The sequence below is a fragment of the Stenotrophomonas sp. KH_036_B genome (assembly GCF_057839485.1).
Map to the genome: position 1 here is coordinate 87,180 of NZ_CM174491.1, position 17,953 is coordinate 105,132.

14 protein-coding genes are annotated in these 17,953 nt (G+C 69.2%); 11 read left to right on the top strand and 3 right to left on the bottom strand.

The window, feature by feature from the left end; translation table 11 throughout:
- Positions 1–60 precede the first annotated feature (60 nt).
- A complete protein-coding gene (locus tag AC3ITN_RS00330) occupies positions 61–2,934 on the top strand; it encodes a protein kinase domain-containing protein (RefSeq protein WP_489391664.1) in 2,874 nt (957 codons plus the stop codon).
- A 48-nt stretch (positions 2,935–2,982) separates the two neighbouring features.
- Positions 2,983–4,584: an OpgD/OpgG family glucan biosynthesis protein gene (locus AC3ITN_RS00335; RefSeq protein WP_489391665.1), complete on the top strand. Its 1,602-nt coding sequence runs from the start codon at positions 2,983–2,985 to the stop codon at positions 4,582–4,584.
- Here the strand turns inward: AC3ITN_RS00335 and AC3ITN_RS00340 are convergent, their stop codons facing one another.
- Positions 4,585–5,205, bottom strand: a complete 621-nt coding sequence (locus AC3ITN_RS00340; RefSeq protein ID WP_313345228.1) for a thymidine kinase — start codon at positions 5,203–5,205, stop codon at positions 4,585–4,587.
- A gap of 170 nt (positions 5,206–5,375) precedes the next feature.
- Between AC3ITN_RS00340 and AC3ITN_RS00345 the strand changes: the two genes are divergently transcribed.
- Positions 5,376–7,352 (top strand): UvrD-helicase domain-containing protein, encoded by a 1,977-nt coding sequence (locus AC3ITN_RS00345; RefSeq protein WP_489391666.1) that lies wholly within the window; start codon positions 5,376–5,378, stop codon positions 7,350–7,352.
- Positions 7,353–7,522: 170 nt separating this feature from the next.
- On the top strand, positions 7,523–8,065 hold the full coding sequence (locus tag AC3ITN_RS00350) for a GNAT family N-acetyltransferase (RefSeq protein WP_313345234.1): 543 nt from the start codon (positions 7,523–7,525) through the stop codon (positions 8,063–8,065).
- Between the two features lie 153 nt (positions 8,066–8,218).
- Here the strand turns inward: AC3ITN_RS00350 and AC3ITN_RS00355 are convergent, their stop codons facing one another.
- Complete coding sequence (locus AC3ITN_RS00355; RefSeq protein WP_489391667.1) at positions 8,219–8,881, bottom strand: YceH family protein; 663 nt, start codon at positions 8,879–8,881, stop codon at positions 8,219–8,221.
- Positions 8,882–8,993: 112 nt separating this feature from the next.
- On the opposite strand from AC3ITN_RS00355, the gene AC3ITN_RS00360 reads away from it, so the two are divergent.
- The 5 genes from AC3ITN_RS00360 (at position 8,994) to plsB (ending at position 15,484) form a co-directional block, all read left to right on the top strand.
- Positions 8,994–9,917 (top strand): 5'-nucleotidase, lipoprotein e(P4) family, encoded by a 924-nt coding sequence (locus AC3ITN_RS00360; RefSeq protein WP_489391668.1) that lies wholly within the window; start codon positions 8,994–8,996, stop codon positions 9,915–9,917.
- Positions 9,914–10,633, top strand: a complete 720-nt coding sequence (pyrF, locus tag AC3ITN_RS00365) for an orotidine-5'-phosphate decarboxylase (RefSeq protein WP_489391669.1) — start codon at positions 9,914–9,916, stop codon at positions 10,631–10,633. The genes AC3ITN_RS00360 and pyrF overlap by 4 nt, the downstream gene beginning before the upstream one ends.
- A 217-nt stretch (positions 10,634–10,850) precedes the next feature.
- Positions 10,851–11,672: a S1 family peptidase gene (locus AC3ITN_RS00370; protein ID WP_489391670.1), complete on the top strand. Its 822-nt coding sequence runs from the start codon at positions 10,851–10,853 to the stop codon at positions 11,670–11,672.
- Between the two features lie 126 nt (positions 11,673–11,798).
- Positions 11,799–12,785, top strand: a complete 987-nt coding sequence (locus AC3ITN_RS00375) for a hypothetical protein (protein ID WP_489391671.1) — start codon at positions 11,799–11,801, stop codon at positions 12,783–12,785.
- Positions 12,785–15,484: a glycerol-3-phosphate 1-O-acyltransferase PlsB gene (gene plsB, locus AC3ITN_RS00380; RefSeq protein ID WP_489391672.1), complete on the top strand. Its 2,700-nt coding sequence runs from the start codon at positions 12,785–12,787 to the stop codon at positions 15,482–15,484. Before AC3ITN_RS00375 ends, plsB begins: the two co-directional genes overlap by 1 nt.
- 202 nt (positions 15,485–15,686) lie before the next feature.
- Here the strand turns inward: plsB and AC3ITN_RS00385 are convergent, their stop codons facing one another.
- A complete protein-coding gene (locus AC3ITN_RS00385; RefSeq protein ID WP_313342433.1) occupies positions 15,687–15,890 on the bottom strand; it encodes a YdcH family protein in 204 nt (67 codons plus the stop codon).
- A 95-nt stretch (positions 15,891–15,985) separates the two neighbouring features.
- Here AC3ITN_RS00385 and ttcA point away from each other — a divergent pair, with 95 nt between their 5' ends.
- The gene (ttcA, locus tag AC3ITN_RS00390; RefSeq protein ID WP_489391673.1) at positions 15,986–16,885 is read left to right on the top strand and encodes a tRNA 2-thiocytidine(32) synthetase TtcA; all 900 of its coding nucleotides are present in this window, start codon (positions 15,986–15,988) and stop codon (positions 16,883–16,885) included.
- A 50-nt stretch (positions 16,886–16,935) separates the two neighbouring features.
- Entirely contained in the window at positions 16,936–17,841 is a 906-nt protein-coding gene (locus tag AC3ITN_RS00395) for a recombination-associated protein RdgC (RefSeq protein WP_489391674.1), read from the top strand.
- The last annotated feature ends 112 nt before the right edge of the window (positions 17,842–17,953 follow it).

Consider the following 17,953-nt stretch of genomic DNA (forward strand, 5'->3'; position numbering starts at 1 on the left):
GTCCTGCGCGGCTGCGCAGGTGGCAGGCACAACCATTGGGGCGGGGATCGGGAGCGGCGGATGGACGCAGTACGCTGGCGGCAGCTGTCGTCGCTGCTGGATCAGTTGCTGGAAATGCGTCCCGACCAGCGCGCCGCGCGGCTGGCGCATCTGCGCGCGTCCGATCCGGAGGTGGCCGACGACCTGGAGCGCCTGCTCGAACACGAACAGGAAAGCCACGAGTTCATGGCCCAGCCGCTGTGGACGGCCCCGCCGGAAGACAGCCGCGCCGGTACCCACATTGGTCCGTACCGGCTGCTGCGCCAGCTCGGTGAAGGCGGCATGGGCGAGGTCTGGCTGGCCGAACGCGCCGATGGCCTGTACCAGCGCCAGGTCGCGCTGAAACTGCTGCGCAGCGGCTATGCCGACCCGGGGCTGCGGCAACGCTTCAGCCGCGAACGCGAGATTCTGGCGCGCCTGCAGCACCCGCACCTGGCGCAGCTGTTCGACGCCGGCGTGGACCTGCAGGGCCAGCCCTACCTGGCGCTGGCCTACGTGGAAGGCGAACCGATCACCGATTACTGCCAGCGCCTGCAGCTGCCGCTGGAGCGGCGCCTGCAGCTGATGCTGCAGGTATGCGCGGTAGTGAGCCACGCACACGCCAACCTGGTCGTGCACCGCGACCTCAAGCCGTCCAACATCCTGGTCACCGCCGATGGCGAAGTGAAGCTGCTGGATTTCGGCATCGCCAAACTGCTCGACGACGACGAGGCGCGCGCCAACGCGGCGCATCCGCCGACCGAGGCGCGCGCCTTCACCCTGCACTACGCGGCGCCGGAACAGGTGCGCGGCGAGGCGGTGACCACGCTGACCGACGTGTATTCGCTGGGCGTGGTGCTGTTCGAGGTGATCACCGGGCGCAAGCCCTACCGCCTGCGCCGGAACAGCGACGCCGAATGGGAACGCTCGATCCTGGAGGTCAACGCCCCGCGCGCCTCCAGCGTGGTGCTGCGCGGCGAGACCGCCGATGCGCCGCCGACAACGGCCGCGCGCCGCCTGTCCCGCCGTCTGCGCGGCGACCTGGACACCCTGCTGCTCAAGGCACTGCAGAAGGAACCTGCGCAGCGCTACGCCTCGGTGGAGGCGCTGGCGCAGGACCTGCAGCGGTACCTGGAGGGGCGCCCGATCCATGCGCGGCCGCAGCGCACGCTGTACCGCCTGCGCAAGTATCTGGGCCGTCATCGCTGGGGCGTGGCGCTGGGCGCGCTGTGCGTGCTGGCCCTGGCCGCGCTGGCGGTGCTGGCGCTGTGGCAGATGCAGCAGGCGCGGCGCGAGATCGCCCGCGCGCAGGCCATGCAGGATTTCACCATCGGCCTGTTCGACCGTGCCGCCAGCGTGCGCCACGGCAGTTTCGACGTGCGCCAGCTGCTGGCGACCGGCCAGCAGCGCGGCGAAGCCGAGCTGGCCGACCAGCCCCTGCCGCTGGCCGACCTGGAGGGCGTGATCGGGCGCCTGCGCATCGGCATGGGCGACTACCAGCTGGCGCTGCAGACCCTGGACCGCCAGCGTGCGCTGCTCGAGCAGGTGGAGGAGGTTCCGCCCGTGCTGCAGCTGGAAGCGGTGACCCAGCGCGGCCGCGCGCTGCGCATGCTCGGTCGGTCGCGTGAGTGCGTGGCGCACATGACCCCGATGCGGGTCCTGGCGGTGGAACAGCGACAGCTGCTGCCCTCGCAGGTAGCCGAATACCACGCGCAGTTGGGCCGCTGCCAGCAGCTGCTTGGCTACCGCGACGAGGCGCGCGATGCCTTCGGGCTGGCCCTGTCGCTGCGCCGTAGCGTGCTCCACGACGCCACCGGAACCGCGGAGAGCCTGGCCGACCTGGCCGCGCTGGATAACGACGAAGGGCATGCGCAGGCGGCGCTGTCCGGGTATCGCCAGGCATTGGCGCTGCTGCAGGCGCGCACCAGCGAACGCCACCCGCAGCGGGTCACGCTGCGCCGCCACCTGGGTGAGACGCTGGCGGCGCAGGGCGACCTGGAGGCCGCCGAACAGACCCTGCACATCGCCTGGTCCGACGCGGTCAGCCTGTATGGCGCCGACCACCCGGAGACGTTGAGCATCCGCCGCCTGCGCGCCAGCCTGGCCCTGCAGCGCGGCGACCTGGCGCAGGCCGAAGCCACGCTGCAGCAGGTGCACCGGTTGACCCTGCGCGCGCTGGGCGACCAGCACCGGGACACCGGCCAGACCTGGCATGCCCTGGGGCGTTCGGCGGTGGAGCGTGGCGACGCCGAGGCGGCGGTGGCCGACTTCGGGCGTGCGGTGGCGATCTGGCGGCAACCGGATTGCGTGGGGCTGCTGCCGCAGGGCCTGTACGACTACGGCAGCGCGCTGGCCGAGGTGGGCCGCTGGCAGGACGCGCTGGCGGCGCTGCGCGAGGGCCGCCAGTGGCAGGCGGCGCAGCGGGGCGACGACGATCCGGAGGTGCAGCGTGCGGACCGCAGGATGGCCGAGATCATTGGCGAGCATGTGGACCCGTGGCAGGCCGGCGACCGCCTGGCTGCCCTGATGCGGCATTCCGCGCGCGGTGGACCGGACGCGGCGTGGCAGCGCAGGACCGTGCAGCTGGCATGGGGCCGCAACCTGGTCCGCATGGGCCAACCGGTGGAGGCGCGGCGTGCGCTGCAGCCGCTCACCCAAGGCGACGCCCAGGACCCGCGCAGCACCCAGCTGCGCTGGCTGGCCCGCGCTGCATTGGGTGAGCTCGCCTGCGCCGACACCCCTGCGCGGGGCCGCGAGACGCTGCTGCGCCTGCAGGCCGAAGTGAAGCAGCAGCGCCCGCAGGGCGGCCGGGTGGCGCGGCAGATCGAGCGCGCGCTGCAGGCGTGCCCGGCCGGGGGAGCGCTGGCCCGGGCGGGCCAGCCTGAACGCCGCGCCGCCGCCACAGCGGCGAATTAACGCAAGCGTGCCTATGATGGCCGGCCCTTTCCTGCCATCGCTGCCTGCATGCAACGACGCGACTTCATCCGCAACGCCTCCCTGGCCCTGGCCGCCATCGGTTTCCCCGCGCTGCCGGCCTGTGCCGCGCAAGGCAGCCAGGTGGGCCTGCGCCGGCTCGGCCAGCCGCAGCCATTCGACTTCGCCACGCTCAAGGGGCAGGCGCGCGCGCTGTCCGAGGCGGCCTACAAGAGCCACCGGCGTACCTTGCCGGGGCCGCTGGAGGCACTGGACTGGGACCAGTACCAGTCGATCAGCTACCGCCAGGACCACGCCCTGTGGGCGGACCAGCCCGGTCGCTTCCAGGCCAAGTTCTTCCATCTGGGCCTGTACTTCCATTCGCCGGTGCGCATGTTCGACATCGTCGACGGCAAGGCGCAGGAACTGGCGTACGACCCGGCCGCGTTCGATTACGGCAAGAGCGGCCTGAAAGGCAGCCACCTGCCGGCGGACCTGGGCTTCGCCGGCTTCCGCCTCAACACCCGCCAGGACACCGACCGCGATTTCGCCGCGTTCCTGGGCGCCAGCTACTTCCGTGCGGTCGGCAAGGAAGGCCAGTACGGCCAGTCCGCGCGTGGCCTGGCGATCGACACGGGCATGGGGCGGCCGGAGGAATTCCCGGACTTCATCGCCTACTTCCTGGAGCAGCCGGCGGCCGACTCCAACACGCTGGTGGTGTACGCGCTGCTGGATTCGCCCAGCGTGGCCGGCGCCTACCGCTTTGCCATCACCAATGGCGACGTGCTGCTGATGGACGTGGACGTGGCGCTGTACCCGCGCAAGGCCATCGAGCGGCTGGGCATCGCGCCCTGCACCAGCATGTACCAGGTGGGCGAGAACGACCGCCGCATGGCCTGGGACTGGCGTCCGGAAATCCACGATACCGATGGCCTGTCGATGTGGACCGGTGCGGGCGAGTGGATCTGGCGGCCGCTGTCCAATCCGCGCCAGCTGCGCTTCAACATGTTCGTGGACAACAACCCGCGCGGCTTCGGCCTGCTCCAGCGCGACCGCAACTTCGACCATTACCAGGACGATGGCGTGTTCTACGAGAAGCGCCCGTGCCTGTGGGTGGAGCCGAAGGGACAGTGGGGCAAGGGCTCGGTGCAGCTGGTGGAAATCCCCACCGTGGACGAGACCTTCGACAACATCGTGGCGTTCTGGAACCCGGAAGCCAAGCCGCAGCCGGGCCAGGAAATGCTGCTGGGCTACCGGCTGTACTGGGGCGCCGAGCCGCCCGCACGGCCGACGCTGGCCCAGGCCGCGGCCACCCGCACCGGCCTGGGCGGCGTGATCGGCAAGAAGCGCGAGTACTTCTCGTGGCGGTTTGCCGTGGACTTCCAGGGCGGCGAACTGGCTGCGCTGATCGACAAGGGCGAGGTGGAAGCCGTGGTGCAGGTCAGCCGTGGCCGCACCGAGACCGTCTCGGCGCGTCCGCTGCGGGAGATCAAGGGCTACCGCGCCATGTTCGACCTGGTCCCGCCGGACGACAGCACCGACCAGATCGACATCCGCCTGTACCTGCGCAGCGGCGGGAAAACCCTGACGGAAACGTGGTTGTACCACTATTCGCCGCCGCCGGCGGGGGCGCCGGAACGAACCCTGTATTGATCAAAGCGGCAATGGGGCCTGCATCGGATCGATGCGGCCCTCGCCGCGGGTGATCTTCTTGAACTCGGCGCGGCTGACCGACACGTAGCGTTCGTTGCCGCCGATCTCCACCTGCGGGCCGTCCTGTACCGCGTGGCCGTGTTCGTCCACGCGCACGGTCATGGTGGCCTTCTTGCCGCTGTGGCAGATGGTCTTGATCTCCTGCATCTCGTCGGCCCAGGCCAGCAGGTACTGGCTGCCCTCGAACAGCTCGCCGCGGAAGTCGGTGCGCAGCCCGTAGCACAGCACCGGAATGCGCAGCTGGTCGACCACTTCGCTGAGCTGCCAGACCTGGCTGCGGCTGAGGAACTGCGCCTCGTCCACCAGCACGCAGCCCAACGGCCCGTGGCGGGCGATGTCGTCGCCGATCAGGCGCTCCAGGTCCGTGTCACGGTCGAAAGCCACGCCGTCGGCCTTGAGCCCGATCCGCGAGGCCACCACGCCACGCCCCGCGCGGTCGTCCAGGCGCGGGGTCAGAATCGCCACCCGCATGCCGCGCTCGCGGTAGTTGTGCGCCGACTGCAGCAGGGTGGTGGTCTTGCCGGCGTTCATCGCCGAATAGTAGAAGTAGAGCTTGGCCATGCCGGAATTCTAAACGTCTGCCCGCCTGCCGTGGCCGGCATGAACCGGTTCATCAGCGGAGCGCTCCGCCCGCACCGGCGGCCGCGCCCGGACCCCGTTACAATGCCGCTCCCTGCGCGCGCGGGTTCCACATCGCGAAGCCACGCAGGGCGTGGCTCTACGGAGAATGCATGCACGGTCTCAATCCTCCCCAACGCGCGGCAGTCCTGCACTGCGAGGGTCCATTGCTGGTGCTCGCGGGCGCGGGCAGCGGCAAGACGCGCGTGATCGTGGAGAAGATCGCCCAGCTGATCGGCACCCGGCGTTACCCGGCGCGGCGGATCGCGGCGATCACCTTCACCAACAAGTCCGCCAAGGAAATGCGCGAGCGTGTGGCCAAGCGGCTGCACGGCACGGATGCGGACGAAGTGACCATCTGCACCTTCCATGCGCTGGGGTTGAAGTTCCTGCAGATCGAACACGCCGCCGTGGGCCTCAAGCGCGGGTTCTCGATCTTCGATGCCGACGATTCGACCTCGCAGATCAAGGACCTGATGTACGGCGCCAAGCCGGACGACATCGAGGACGTGAAGAACCTGATCTCGCGGGCGAAGAACGCCGGCCTGTCGCCCGAGCAGGCGATGGCGGTGGCGCGCAGCAACCGCGAGAAGGAAGCGGCCAGCGTCTACGAGCGTTACCAGCTGCGTCTTTCGGCGTTCAACGCGGTGGACTTCGACGATCTGATCCGGCTGCCGGTGCAGGTGCTGGAAGAGAACCCGGAGATCGCGCTGGCCTGGCGCGAACGCATCGGCTACCTGCTGGTCGATGAGTGCCAGGACACCAACGACGCACAGTACCGGCTGCTCAAGCAGCTGGCCGGCAGCGTGGGCAACTTCACCTGCGTGGGCGACGACGACCAGTCGATCTACGCCTGGCGCGGTGCCAACCCGGAAAACCTGCAGCAGATGGCGCGCGACTATCCGGCGCTGGAAATCATCAAGCTGGAGCAGAACTACCGCTGCTCCAACCGCGTGCTGCGCGCGGCCAACGCGCTGATCGCCAACAATCCGCACGAGCACCTCAAGAAGCTGTGGAGCGACCAGGCCGACGGCGAGCGCATCCGCGTGTGGGAGTGCCGCAACAGCGAGCACGAGGCGGAGAAGGTCGCGGCCGAGATCTCCTACCTCGCAACGTCCAAGCAGATTCCGTGGAGCGATTTCTGCATCCTGTTCCGCGGCAACTTCCAGTCGCGGCCGCTGGAGAAGGCGCTGCAGCTGGTGCGCGCGCCGTACCACATCACCGGCGGCACCGCGTTCCTGGAACGGCAGGAAGTGAAGGACACGCTGTCGTGGCTGCGCCTGCTGGTGAACCCGGACGACGACACCGCCTTCATGCGTGCGGTGCAGTCGCCCAAGCGCGAAGTGGGTGCAGGCACGCTGGCCAAGCTGGCCGAGCTGGCGTCGGACAAGGACCTGCCGATGGCGCATGCCGCCGAGGCCATCGGCGCGTTGTCGCAGCTGCCGCCGCGCGCGGCCAACGGCCTGAGCCGCTTCACCGACATCCTGCGCGACCTGCGCGCGGAAATGCCGAAGCTCAGCTCGGGTGACCTGGTGCGCAAACTGGTCAAGGACTCCGGGCTGGTGTCGGAACTGCGGGGAGCGTGCAAGGAAGAGTCGGTATACCAGCGTCGCCTGGGCAACCTGGAAGAACTGGCGCAATGGTTCGAGGGTGGCCCGCGTGGTGCCACCACCGCCGACCTGGCCGCGCAGCTGGCGTTGTTGTCGCGCAACGACAAGGACGATGGCGGCAACCAGGTACGCATGATGACCATGCATGCCTCCAAGGGCCTCGAGTTCCCGTACGTGTTCATCATCGGCTGCGAAGACGGTGTGCTGCCGCACCAGGTCAGCCTGGATGAAGGCAACCTGCAGGAAGAGCGCCGCCTGCTGTACGTGGGCATCACCCGCGCCAAGGTGCAGCTGTGGATGAGCTACAGCAAGCTCACCCGCAAGTTCGGCGAGCATGTGCGGCTCAAGCCCAGCCGCTTCTTCGACGAGATTCCGGCCGAGGAAATGCAGCGCGACGGCGCCGACCCGGTGGCCGATGCGGCGCGCAAGAAGGAACGCGCCAGCGCGGGCCTGGCGGCGATCGAGGCGCTCTTCGATTAGCCAGCGCCGACCGGGTGACACCGACTGGGTAGAGCCGACTGTTAGTCGGCTGCCGTTCGCGCGGGCGTCCAGGAAGAGCAGCCGACTAACAGTCGGCTCTACCCAGTCGGCTCTACCGTCGTCGCCGAGCAGCCTGCACAATCGGCCTATTCCAGCCTGCGAGGGACGCCATGTCCGCCCTGATCCAGACCGACCGCCTGCATCTTCGCCTGATCGATCCCGATCATGATGCCGCCGACATGCTGGCCCTGCTCAACGAGCCCGGCTTCATCCGGCACATCGCCGACCGCGGTGTACGCACCCTGGCGCAGGCACGCGACTACACCGCCGAACGCGTGCTGGGCAGCTACACGCTCAACGGGTTCGGCATGTACGCCATCATCCGGCGCAGCGATGGCGCCTGGCTCGGCAATGCCGGGCTGGTCCGCCGCGACGGCTTGCCGGCACCGGACGTGGGGTATGCGCTGTTGGCGCAGTACGAGGGCAACGGCTACGCGTTCGAAGCCGCGCGCGGGGTGATGCATTACGCGCGCGATGTGCTCGGCCATCCCGATCTGTACGGCATCGTCGCCCCGGAAAACGCCCGCTCCGCCGCGCTGCTGCGCAAGCTGGGCATGGAAGACCGCGGCGATGTGCGTCTGCCATCACCGCGCGACGAAGACGTGCTGCTGCTGTTCGCCACGCCGGGAGCGCCGGCGGTGGTGGGGGCTTGAACGGCTGACGGGCGGCTTCGGTTGGGTTTCAACGCCGGGTGGTCAATGGATAGCCTCGGGGGCGCGTGCCCGGTGGCTTGTGCCGCGCGTTGCGCGGTTGACACTACGACCCGTTACGTGCGCAGGACGTTCGCGCTGCCGCTCCGTTCGGCATCAACCGCCCAGTTGGGCGCGCAATTCGGCCAGCTGTTCCTGCAGGGCGGTCACCGTGGTTTCCAGCGCCTGTACGCGCGCTTCCAGCGCAGCGTTGCCGCCACCGCCGCTCGCGGGCGCCGACTTGTACTGCTCGGCCAATGCCTGCACGTCCACCGGGCCCGCCAGCAGGTGCATGTAGCGGTCCTCGCGCTGGCCACCGGCGCGCGGCAGCTGCACGGCCAGGCCGCGCTGGATCATGCGCTCCACGTGGTGGCGCAGTTCCTCGGCGTCCTGGAACTGGAACAGGCGGTCGCTGCGCGTCATCAGTTCGTTGACGGTCTGCGGGCCGCGCAGCAGCAGCAGGCCCAGGATGGCCAGCTGCTGGCGGGTCAGGTCCAGCGCGCTGCCGGCACGGTGCTCGTAGCGCTCGGCGCGCGAGGAGAACTGCTGGCGGGCCAGTCCCATCGTCTCCAGCTGGCGCAGCGCATGGTGCACGTCGCCGGTCGACAGCTGCAGCACCGGCTCGCGGGCGGTCTTCTGGTTGGCGGCCACCTGCGCGGCGTTGACCGTGAGCGGGTACGCGTCCGGCGTGGTCGCCTCCTTCTCGATCAGGCAGCCCAGGGCGCGGGCCTGGGCCGCGCTCAGCACGGGCAGGGCGGGGGTCTGGGTGTCGTCGGTCATGGGGCGCTCCGGGGGTGTTCCAGGGGCGTGCAGCATAGCCGAGCCCCGCGCCGGGCATGAACGCCGACGGCCAAGCCGGTAAACTGGCGCGACTCTGTTGCTGGTGATCCCCATGCGTCGTACCGCCGTTTCCCTGTCCGTGCTTGCCTGTGCCGTGCTGGCGCTGGGTGCGTGCAAGCGCACCGAAACCCCCGCCGAAGCTGCCGCCCCGGCTGCTGCGGCCGCCACTGCCGCACCGACCGCCAGCGCTGATGCCGCCGTCGCGGCCAACGACAACCTCAACGCCGTGTTGTGGATGCAGCGTTCGCAGGAGTACCGGGCGATCACCGAGCAGACCTACCGCGCCGCCGCCGACCATCTGGACAAGGCGCTGAAGGAAGCCAACTGGGACGCCCTGGTGCCGGAAGAGCGCGGCAACGCCGCCAAGGGCCTCAAGCCGGCCGTGGTGCTGGACGTGGACGAGACCGTGCTGGACAACTCGCCCTACCAGGCGCGCCTGGTACGCGACGGCAAGGAATACGACGAGATGAGCTGGGACCAGTGGGTCGCCGAGAAGAAGGCCAAGGCGATTCCGGGCGTGGTCGATTTCGCCAAGGCCGCCAACGCCAAGGGCGTGACCCTGCTGTACATCTCCAACCGCGCCGTGCACCTCAAGGACGCCACGCTGGCCAACCTGCGCGCCGAAGGCCTGCCGGTGGCCGATGACAGCGTCTTCCTGGGCCTGGGCACGGTGGTCAAGGACTGCGAGCAGGCCGGCAGCGAGAAGAACTGCCGCCGCCGCCTGGCGGGCCAGCAGTATCGCGTGCTGATGCAGTTCGGTGACCAGCTGGGCGACTTCGTGGAAGTCACGGCCAACACCAACGATGGCCGCGATGCCCTGCTGCAGCAGTACCACGACTGGTTCGGCGAGCGCTGGTGGATGCTGCCCAACCCGACCTACGGCGGTTTCGAGCCGGCCCAGTTCAACAACGATTACAGCCAGTCGCGCCAGGCCCGCCACGATGCCAAGCGCGCCGCGCTGGACTACGCGCCGTGAGCCGCGCCCCGCTGCCGCTGCGCGAGGACGAACGCCTGATCTTCGCGCTCGACGTGCCCGGGCGCGAGGACGCGCTGGCCTGGGTGGACCGGCTCGGCGATGCGGTGTCCTTCTACAAGATCGGCATGGAGCTGCTCGCCTCGGGCGAGTACTTCCAGGTGCTTGATGCCCTGGCCGCGCGCGACAAGCGCGTGTTCGTCGACCTGAAGTTCTTCGATATTCCCGCTACCGCCGCCGCGGTGATCAAGCGGCTGTCGCAGTGGCCGGTCAGCTACGCCACCATCCACGGCTGGCACCCGGCCATGATGGAGGCCTGCGCGGCGGCCAACAGCAGCGACATGCGGCTGCTGGCGGTGACCGTGCTGACCTCGATGGGCCGTGAGGACCTGCGTGGCATGGGCATCGACCGCGAACCGGTGGATGTCGTGGTCGAGCGCGCGCTGGCTGCACAGGCCGCCGGCATCGACGGCGTCATCGCATCGGGCCAGGAAGCGGGGCCGATCCGGGCCGCCACCGGGGCCGGTTTCTCGATCGTGTGCCCGGGCATCCGTCCGGGGGGGCCGGTCGGCGACGACCAGAAGCGCACGGTCGGCGTGGCCCAGGCCTTCGCCGACGGTGCCGACGCCATCGTCGTGGGCCGCCCGATCCGCCTGGCCAGTGACCCGCGCGCCGCCGCCGAGGCGATCCAGGCCGAGATCCGCAGCGCCCTGCGCTGATCGGCGGAGCACGCGCCGCGCATCGGGACGGAACCCCGTCCCGGTGTTGGCATGCGCCCCTACGCAGAAACGAAATCATCAATCGCTGTCGCCGCGCCCGCCCCGTTGAAACGGGATGCACGCCGCAGTCGATCCGCTTCCTTTGCCGTCGAATCAACCTGGCACGCGCCACCGGCTGCGTGCCTGTTGTTTCCACTCACTGCAAAGGAGGTGCTGCATGCGTATCCGTTATCCGTCGGCCTGGTGTGTCGGCCTGATGTTGTCCACCCTGCCGCTGTCCGCCATGGCCACCCCACCGCTGGATGGCCATGCACCGCGCATCATCGGCGGCAGCGATGCCCAGCCGGGGCAGTACCCGTTCGTCGCCAGCCTGCAGCAGCTGGGCCGCGGCGACTCGGACCACGCCCGGCACTGGTGCGGGGGCACCTTGATCTCACCGTCGTGGGTACTCACCGCGGCCCATTGCGTCGATGGCCAGGCACCGGCCGGCTTCAGCGTGCTGGTCGGCCAGACCACGCTGGAGACCACCCCACGCCGCCGCGTGTCCAACGTGAAGGCCATCCACATGCACCCGGCGTTCAACGCGGGCGACCTCACCAACGACGTGGCGCTGATCCAGCTCAAGCGCCCCATCACCCGCGCCGAACCGGCCGATCCGCAGCTGGGCGGCGACAGTTCCTACCTGCGGCCCGGGCGCAGGTTCACCGTGATCGGCTGGGGCGTGACCGGCCAGCCGGACGCCGGGCTGCCGACCGTGCTGCAGACGGTGCAGGTGCCGTTCGTGCCGTTCAACACCTGCCGTGAGGCCTATCCGGGGGTACAGGCCGGTACCGTGATCTGCGCCGGCGCCGAAGGCCTGGACAGCTGCCAGGGCGATTCCGGCGGGCCGCTGATGGTGCAGCGGGCCGGTCGCTGGACCGTGCTGGGCACGGTCAGCTGGGGCGAGGGCTGCGCGCAGGCCGGGGCGCCGGGCGTGTATGCACGCTTGTCCAGCGGCTACGTGCGCGATTTCCTCCAGGCGACGTGGATGCGCGACTGAAAAACCCGTAAAAACAACACCTTGCCGGTCACGCCGGCGAGGTGTTGCCGCGGGCGGTCGCGCCACTGGCTTGCTGCTTCGCAGCGCAGGCCGCAAGATGCGGACCGGTCCGGGGAGTCCGAATTCATGTCCATGCCGTTGATGCCGGGGCGCTACCGACCCTGGGTGCTGTCGCTGTCGCTCTGTGGACTGGTGTTGCTGGCGGGGTGCAAGCGCGACCGGATCGATCCGGATGCGCCCGCCGCCGAGCCGGTGGCTGCCCTGCAGCAGCTGGTGCGCCATGTGGCCGACAACGACCTGCTCGGCTATGCCCGCGCGTCAGTGCCACCGGCGCAGTACGCACTTCTGCAGGCCGCCTGGGCCGAGGGGCACAGCCGTTGGCCACTCACCGATCTGCCCCTGGATGGCCAGTTGCTGCCCATGATGGCGGCGCTGTCCGCCGCCGATGCGCCGAAGCGCCTGCAGCGTTCATTCGACGCGCAGATCGCGGGCCAGGCCACCGGCGTACGCCAGGCCGCCCATTCCATGGGTCTGTTCGGTGTGCAGTACCTGCGCAACCAGACCGACTACAGCGAGGCGGAGCGCGCCCATTACAGCCAGGTCGTGGACGTGCTCAGCCGCTGGGCCGCCGCCGCACCGCTGACCGACAAGCAGCGCGCCAGGACCACCATCACCCTGCTCACCGCGACCGCGCGCACCAGCGGCCTGTCCACCGACGCGCAGCTGCAGGCCGCGGGCATGGAGGACAGCCTGCGCCGCCTGGCGCCGTTCGCCAAGGCGTTCAAGACCGCGCTGGCCAGCTATGGCCTCTCGCTGGATGCGGCCCTCACCGGGCTGCGTGGCGAACTGGTCTCCCAGCAGGGCGACAGCGCCGTGGTGAGGATCCAGTACCCCTTGGCGGGTGAGCAGATCGAGGCCCAGGTGCGCATGACGCGTCGCGATGGGCACTGGTACCTGGCGCGCACCCTGGAGGAGACCGACGCGCTGCTGCAGGCGGCCGACGCCGCCACGGCCGCTGCGGCCGCGCAAGCTGAACATGACGCCCTGCAGGCCGCCGAAGCAGAGGCCGCTGCAGCCGTCAAGGACGGTGCTTCCGCACCGGCTAAGCCATAATGAAGCCGATGCCGAACCAGAATCCCCTGCCTTTCCCCGGCGAAGAGCCGCCCAAGACGCCGGACGCACCGTCCGCGTCGCCCGACAGCGCGCCCGACGCCAGCCCCGCGATGGGCGCCGCGCCCGCGTCCGCCGCGCCGGCGCCGACCGACCCGGCCGCAATCGTGCCGGTCCCGGCGGCCGCGGCCGCGCGTGTCCCCGCCGGCCGCCGCCCGTGGTGGGCGCGCCTGCTGGGCCGCCTGGTCGAGCCGTGGCTGTCGCTGAAGATCGAACCCGAACACCCCGGGCAGTACAACGATGGCCGCCCCGTGGTCTATGTGCTGGAGGACTACGGTCTGTCCAACGCGCTGATCCTGGACAAGGCCTGTCGCGAGGCCGGCCTGCCCTCGCCGCTGGTGCCCATCGCCGGTGACCCGACCGGCCGCAAGCGCGCCTACGTGGCGCTGTCGCGCCGGAGCAGCAGCAACTCGCTGATTCCCGAGCAGCGCGGCGCCAAGACCCATTCCGATTCGCTGGCCAAGGTGCTGCAGGCCCACCGCGCGCGCGATGAGCTGGACGTGCACCTGGTACCGGTGTCGATCTTCGTCGGCCGCGCGCCGGACAAGCAGAGCGGCTGGTTCGCCGTGCTGTTCTCGGAAAACTGGGCGCTGGTGGGCCGCTTCCGGCGCCTGCTGGCGGTGCTGCTCAATGGCCGCAGCACCATCGTGCGCTTCGCCCCACCGATCTCGCTGCGCAGCACGATCAACGAGGGGCTGGACCCCGAGCGCACCGTGCGCAAGCTGCAGCGCGTGCTGCGCACCCATTTCCGCCGGATCCGCGAGTCGGTGATCGGTCCCGACCTGTCCACCCGCCGCCTGCTGGTGGACAAGGTGCTGGAGGCGGACACCGTGCGCGAGGCCATCGCCTCGCAGGCCAAGCGCGACAACTCGAAGCCGGCCGATGCCTGGAAGAAGGCGCACGCCTACGCCTGGGAAATCGCCGCGGACTATTCCAGCCCGGTCGTGCGTTCGGCCAGCTTCATGCTCAGCCACGTGTGGAACCGCATCTACGCCGGCGTGCTGGTGCACCACCTGGACAAGTTCAAGGCCGCCGCGCCGGGCCATGAAGTGGTCTACGTGCCCAGCCACCGCAGCCACATGGATTACCTGCTGCTGTCCTACCTGCTGTACGACCGCGGCATCGTGCCGCCGCACATCGTGGCCGGCATCAACCTGAACCTGCCGGTGGTCGGCACGCTGCTGCGCAAGGGCGGCGCGTTCTTCATCCGCCGGTCCATCCGCGGCAACGCGCTGTATTCGGCGGTGCTGAGCGAATACGTGGCGCAGCTGGTCGCCGGCGGCTACTCGATCGAGTACTTCGTCGAAGGCGGCCGCTCGCGTACGGGGCGTCTGCTGCAGCCCAAGGGCGGCATGATCTCGATGACGCTGCGCGCGTTCCTGCGCCAGCCCCGCAAGCCGGTGCTGTTCCAGCCGGTCTACATCGGCTACGAGAAACTGATGGAAGGCGGCAGCTACCTGGACGAGCTGAGCGGCCGGCCCAAGGAAAAGGAATCGATCTGGTCGCTGCTGTGGTCGATCCCGAAGGTGCTCAAGCAGAATTACGGCCAGGTGGTGGTGAACTTCGGCGAGCCGATCGCGCTCAACGACGTGCTGGCCCGCCAGGCGCCGGAGTGGGATGGCGCGCCGGTCGGCGAGGACGAGAAGCCGTCCTGGCTGTCGGGTACGGTCGACCACCTGGCCGAACGCATCCAGGTCCACATCAATGGCGCGGCCGACGTCAATCCGATCAACCTGCTGGCGCTGGCGCTGCTGTCCACGCCCAAGCACGCCATGGGCGAAGCGGACCTGATCGCGCAGATCGAGCTGTGCAAGACCCTGCTGGTCGAGATGCCGTATTCGGACCGGGTTACGGTCACGCCGCATTCGCCGGAACGGATCATCGCCCACGCCGAGGAAATCAACGTCCTCACCCGCATCAAGCACCCGCTGGGCGATGTGCTCAGTGTCAGCGGCGATACCGCGGTGCTGCTCAGCTATTTCCGCAACAACGTCATCCACCTGTTCACCGCCTCGTCGTGGGTGGCGTGCTGCTTCCAGAACAACCGCCGCATGAGCCGTACCGGCCTGGTCCAGCTGGGCCGCACCGTGTACCCGTTCCTGCAGGCCGAGCTGTTCCTGCCGTGGACCGAGGACGAGTTCGCCCAGCGCATCGAGCAGACCATCAACGTGTTCGTGCGCGAAGGCCTGCTGCAGAACGTCAACGACGACGACGGCGGCATCCTGGCGCGCAACACCGGACAGACCGACGAAGTGTTCCGCCTGCGTGCGATCGGCCATTCGCTGCAGCAGGCGTTCGAGCGCTACTACATCGCCATTTCGGTGCTGGTGAAGAATGGCCCGGGCACGCTTGGCGCGGCCGAGCTGGAAAGCCTGTGCCAGCAGGCCGCACAGCGCCTGAGCCTGCTCTACGCACCGGCTGCGCCGGAGTTCTTCGACCGCACGCTGTTCCGGGGTTTCATCCAGAAGCTGCGCGAGCTGCGCCTGGTGTGGCCCGACGAGAACAGCAAACTGCTGTTCGACGAACGTCTGGATGCGTGGGCCAAGGACGCCAAGTTCATCCTGGGTCGCGAGCTGCGCCACACCATCGAGCGGGTCAGCCCGGAAGCGGCAAAACCGGAAGAGCCGGTCGCCGCGGATTGACCGCAGCGGCGATCATTCGTGGTCGCCGCACTCCCCTCGGACACGCATGGCGTGTCTCTACGGGTGTCGGGTGCATTGACCCTCGCCGCGGACACGCATGGCGTGTCGCTACGGGTTGCTTGCGTCCACCTTCGTGGCGTCTCCCGGGCGGCGCACCGTAGCGACACGCCATGCGTGTCCATGGGAACTCAAGGTCGTCCGGTCAAGCCGGCTCGTCCGGGATCAACATGTCTTCCAGCTTGGCGATGCAGTCCTTGAGCTGCAGCTTGCGCCGCTTCAGGCGCTTGGCTTCCAGCTCGTCTTCACCGTTGGCGGCCATGCGCTGGATGGCCTCGTCCAGCTCACGATGCTCCCGCCGAAGGACGGCGAGGCGGCTGCTGATCTGCTCGGGCGTGAAGGTATCCACAGAGACGAAGCATACACATCCACGATGACGCCCGGGAGTGAACCCAGTCACTTCGTGGTGCCGGTGGGGCCGGTGCGAGCCGGTAGAATGGACGGATGTCCGCCGTCCTGCCGCTGCCCGATCCCGTCCACCGCGCACCCCGCGCGGACGCCGCCGTGCACGACAAACTGGCACGCCGGCTGCGCCGCCAGGTGGGCCAGGCGATCGCCGATTTCGGCATGATCGAAGAGGGCGACCGGGTCATGGTCTGCCTGTCCGGCGGCAAGGACAGCTACACCCTGCTGGACATCCTGCTGCAGCTGCAGAAGAAGGCCCCGGTGGCGTTCGAACTGGTGGCGGTGAACCTGGACCAGAAGCAGCCGGGGTTTCCCGCGCACGTGCTGCCTGACTACCTGGCCGCGATCGGCGTGCCGTACCAGATCATCGAGCAGGACACCTACTCGGTGGTCAGCCGGGTGATCCCGGAAGGGCGCACGATGTGTTCGCTGTGCTCGCGGCTGCGTCGTGGTGCGCTGTACCGGCATGCGGCCGAGAACGGCTTCACCAAGATCGCGCTGGGCCACCACCGCGATGACAGCGTGGCCACGTTTTTCCTCAACCTGTTCCACCATGCCAAGCTGTCGGCGATGCCACCCAAGCTGCGCAGCGACGATGGCCGCCACGTGGTGATACGCCCCCTGGCGTATGTCAGCGAAGCCGACATCCAGGCGCACGCGCAGGTGCGTGGGTTTCCGATCATTCCGTGCACGCTGTGCGGCAGCCAGGACAACCTGCAGCGCCGCCAGGTGGCGCAGATGCTGCAGCAGTGGGAACAGCAGCACCCCGGCCGCATCGACCAGATCGCGCGCGCGCTGGGCAACATCCACCCGTCGCAGCTGGCCGACCCGGCGCTGTTCGACTTCCTGGCGCTGGGCCGTACTGCGGCTCCGCCCCGCCCCCCGACGGCCTGGGCCGACGGGTCATCCGATTCCGGCGGGGATGCCGGCCTGGCCTGAGCCACGCCGTCGCCCTCGCTGTCCCTTTCACGACCTTATTCCGGAATTCCATGTTCTTTCGCAACCTGACGCTGTTCCGCTTCCCGACCGCCACGGACTTCTCCGAAGTCGACACCCTGCTGCCGCAGGTGCTGCTCAAGCCGGTAGGCCCGCTCGAGATGAATTCGCGCGGTTTCATTTCCCCGTTCGGCCGCGAAGAAAAGGCCGTGTTCTCGCACCGTGTCGGCGACGCACTGTGGCTGACCGTGGGCGGCGAGGACAAGATCCTGCCGGGTGCGGTGGTCAACGACCTGTTGGCGCGCAAGCTGGAAGAGATCGAAGAGAAGGAAGGGCGCAAGCCGGGCGGCCGCGAGCGCAAGCGCATGAAGGACGACCTGCTGCATGAGCTGATGCCGCGCGCCTTCGTGAAGAGCTCGCGTACCGACGCGCTGATCGACCTGACCCACGGCTACGTGGCGGTGGACTGCTCGAGCAGCAAGAAGGGCGAGAACATGATGTCCGACATCCGTGGCCTGCTCGGCAGCTTCCCGGCCATGCCGCTGAACGCCGAAGTGGCGCCGCGCTCGATCCTGACCGGCTGGATCGCCGGCGAGCCCCTCCCGACCGGGCTCAGCCTGGGCGAAGAGTGCGAGATGAAGGACCCGGCCGAGGGCGGCGCGGTGGTCAAGTGCCAGCACCAGGAACTGCGCTGCGACGAGATCGACAAGCACCTGGACGCCGGCAAGCAGGTGACCAAGCTGGCGCTGGTGTTCGAGGACAACCTGTCCTTCGTGCTGGGCGACGACCTGATCGTGCGCAAGCTGAAGTTCCTGGACGGCGCGCTGGACCAGCTCGAGCATGCCGACGAGGACGGCCGCCGCGCCGAACTGGACGCACGTTTCGCCCTGCAGAGCGGTGAAGTGCGGCGCCTGTTCCTGCTGCTGGAAGACGCCTTCAAGCTCAGCAAGGCCGACTGACGCACCTGTAGAACGGGGCGTTGTCCCGCGGGCCCGGCGCCCTGTGCCCCGGGCCGGCACCCCGCGCTGCGCGTCCGGCTGAACGGCGCGCAGTCATGTGCGGGCCGCCGTC

Excerpts from the sequence above, each read along its gene's own strand:
- AC3ITN_RS00395 (WP_489391674.1), top strand. The coding sequence starts at position 16,936 with ATGTTCTTTCGCAACCTGACGCTGTTCCGCTTCCCGACCGCCACGGAC.
- AC3ITN_RS00375 (WP_489391671.1), top strand. The coding sequence starts at position 11,799 with ATGTCCATGCCGTTGATGCCGGGGCGCTACCGACCCTGGGTGCTGTCG.
- AC3ITN_RS00340 (WP_313345228.1), bottom strand. The coding sequence starts at position 5,205 with ATGGCCAAGCTCTACTTCTACTATTCGGCGATGAACGCCGGCAAGACC.
- AC3ITN_RS00330 (WP_489391664.1), top strand. The coding sequence starts at position 61 with ATGGACGCAGTACGCTGGCGGCAGCTGTCGTCGCTGCTGGATCAGTTG.
- AC3ITN_RS00345 (WP_489391666.1), top strand. The coding sequence starts at position 5,376 with ATGCACGGTCTCAATCCTCCCCAACGCGCGGCAGTCCTGCACTGCGAG.
- AC3ITN_RS00335 (WP_489391665.1), top strand. The coding sequence starts at position 2,983 with ATGCAACGACGCGACTTCATCCGCAACGCCTCCCTGGCCCTGGCCGCC.
- AC3ITN_RS00355 (WP_489391667.1), bottom strand. The coding sequence starts at position 8,881 with ATGACCGACGACACCCAGACCCCCGCCCTGCCCGTGCTGAGCGCGGCC.
- AC3ITN_RS00360 (WP_489391668.1), top strand. The coding sequence starts at position 8,994 with ATGCGTCGTACCGCCGTTTCCCTGTCCGTGCTTGCCTGTGCCGTGCTG.
- plsB (WP_489391672.1), top strand. The coding sequence starts at position 12,785 with ATGAAGCCGATGCCGAACCAGAATCCCCTGCCTTTCCCCGGCGAAGAG.
- AC3ITN_RS00350 (WP_313345234.1), top strand. The coding sequence starts at position 7,523 with ATGTCCGCCCTGATCCAGACCGACCGCCTGCATCTTCGCCTGATCGAT.
- ttcA (WP_489391673.1), top strand. The coding sequence starts at position 15,986 with ATGTCCGCCGTCCTGCCGCTGCCCGATCCCGTCCACCGCGCACCCCGC.
- AC3ITN_RS00370 (WP_489391670.1), top strand. The coding sequence starts at position 10,851 with ATGCGTATCCGTTATCCGTCGGCCTGGTGTGTCGGCCTGATGTTGTCC.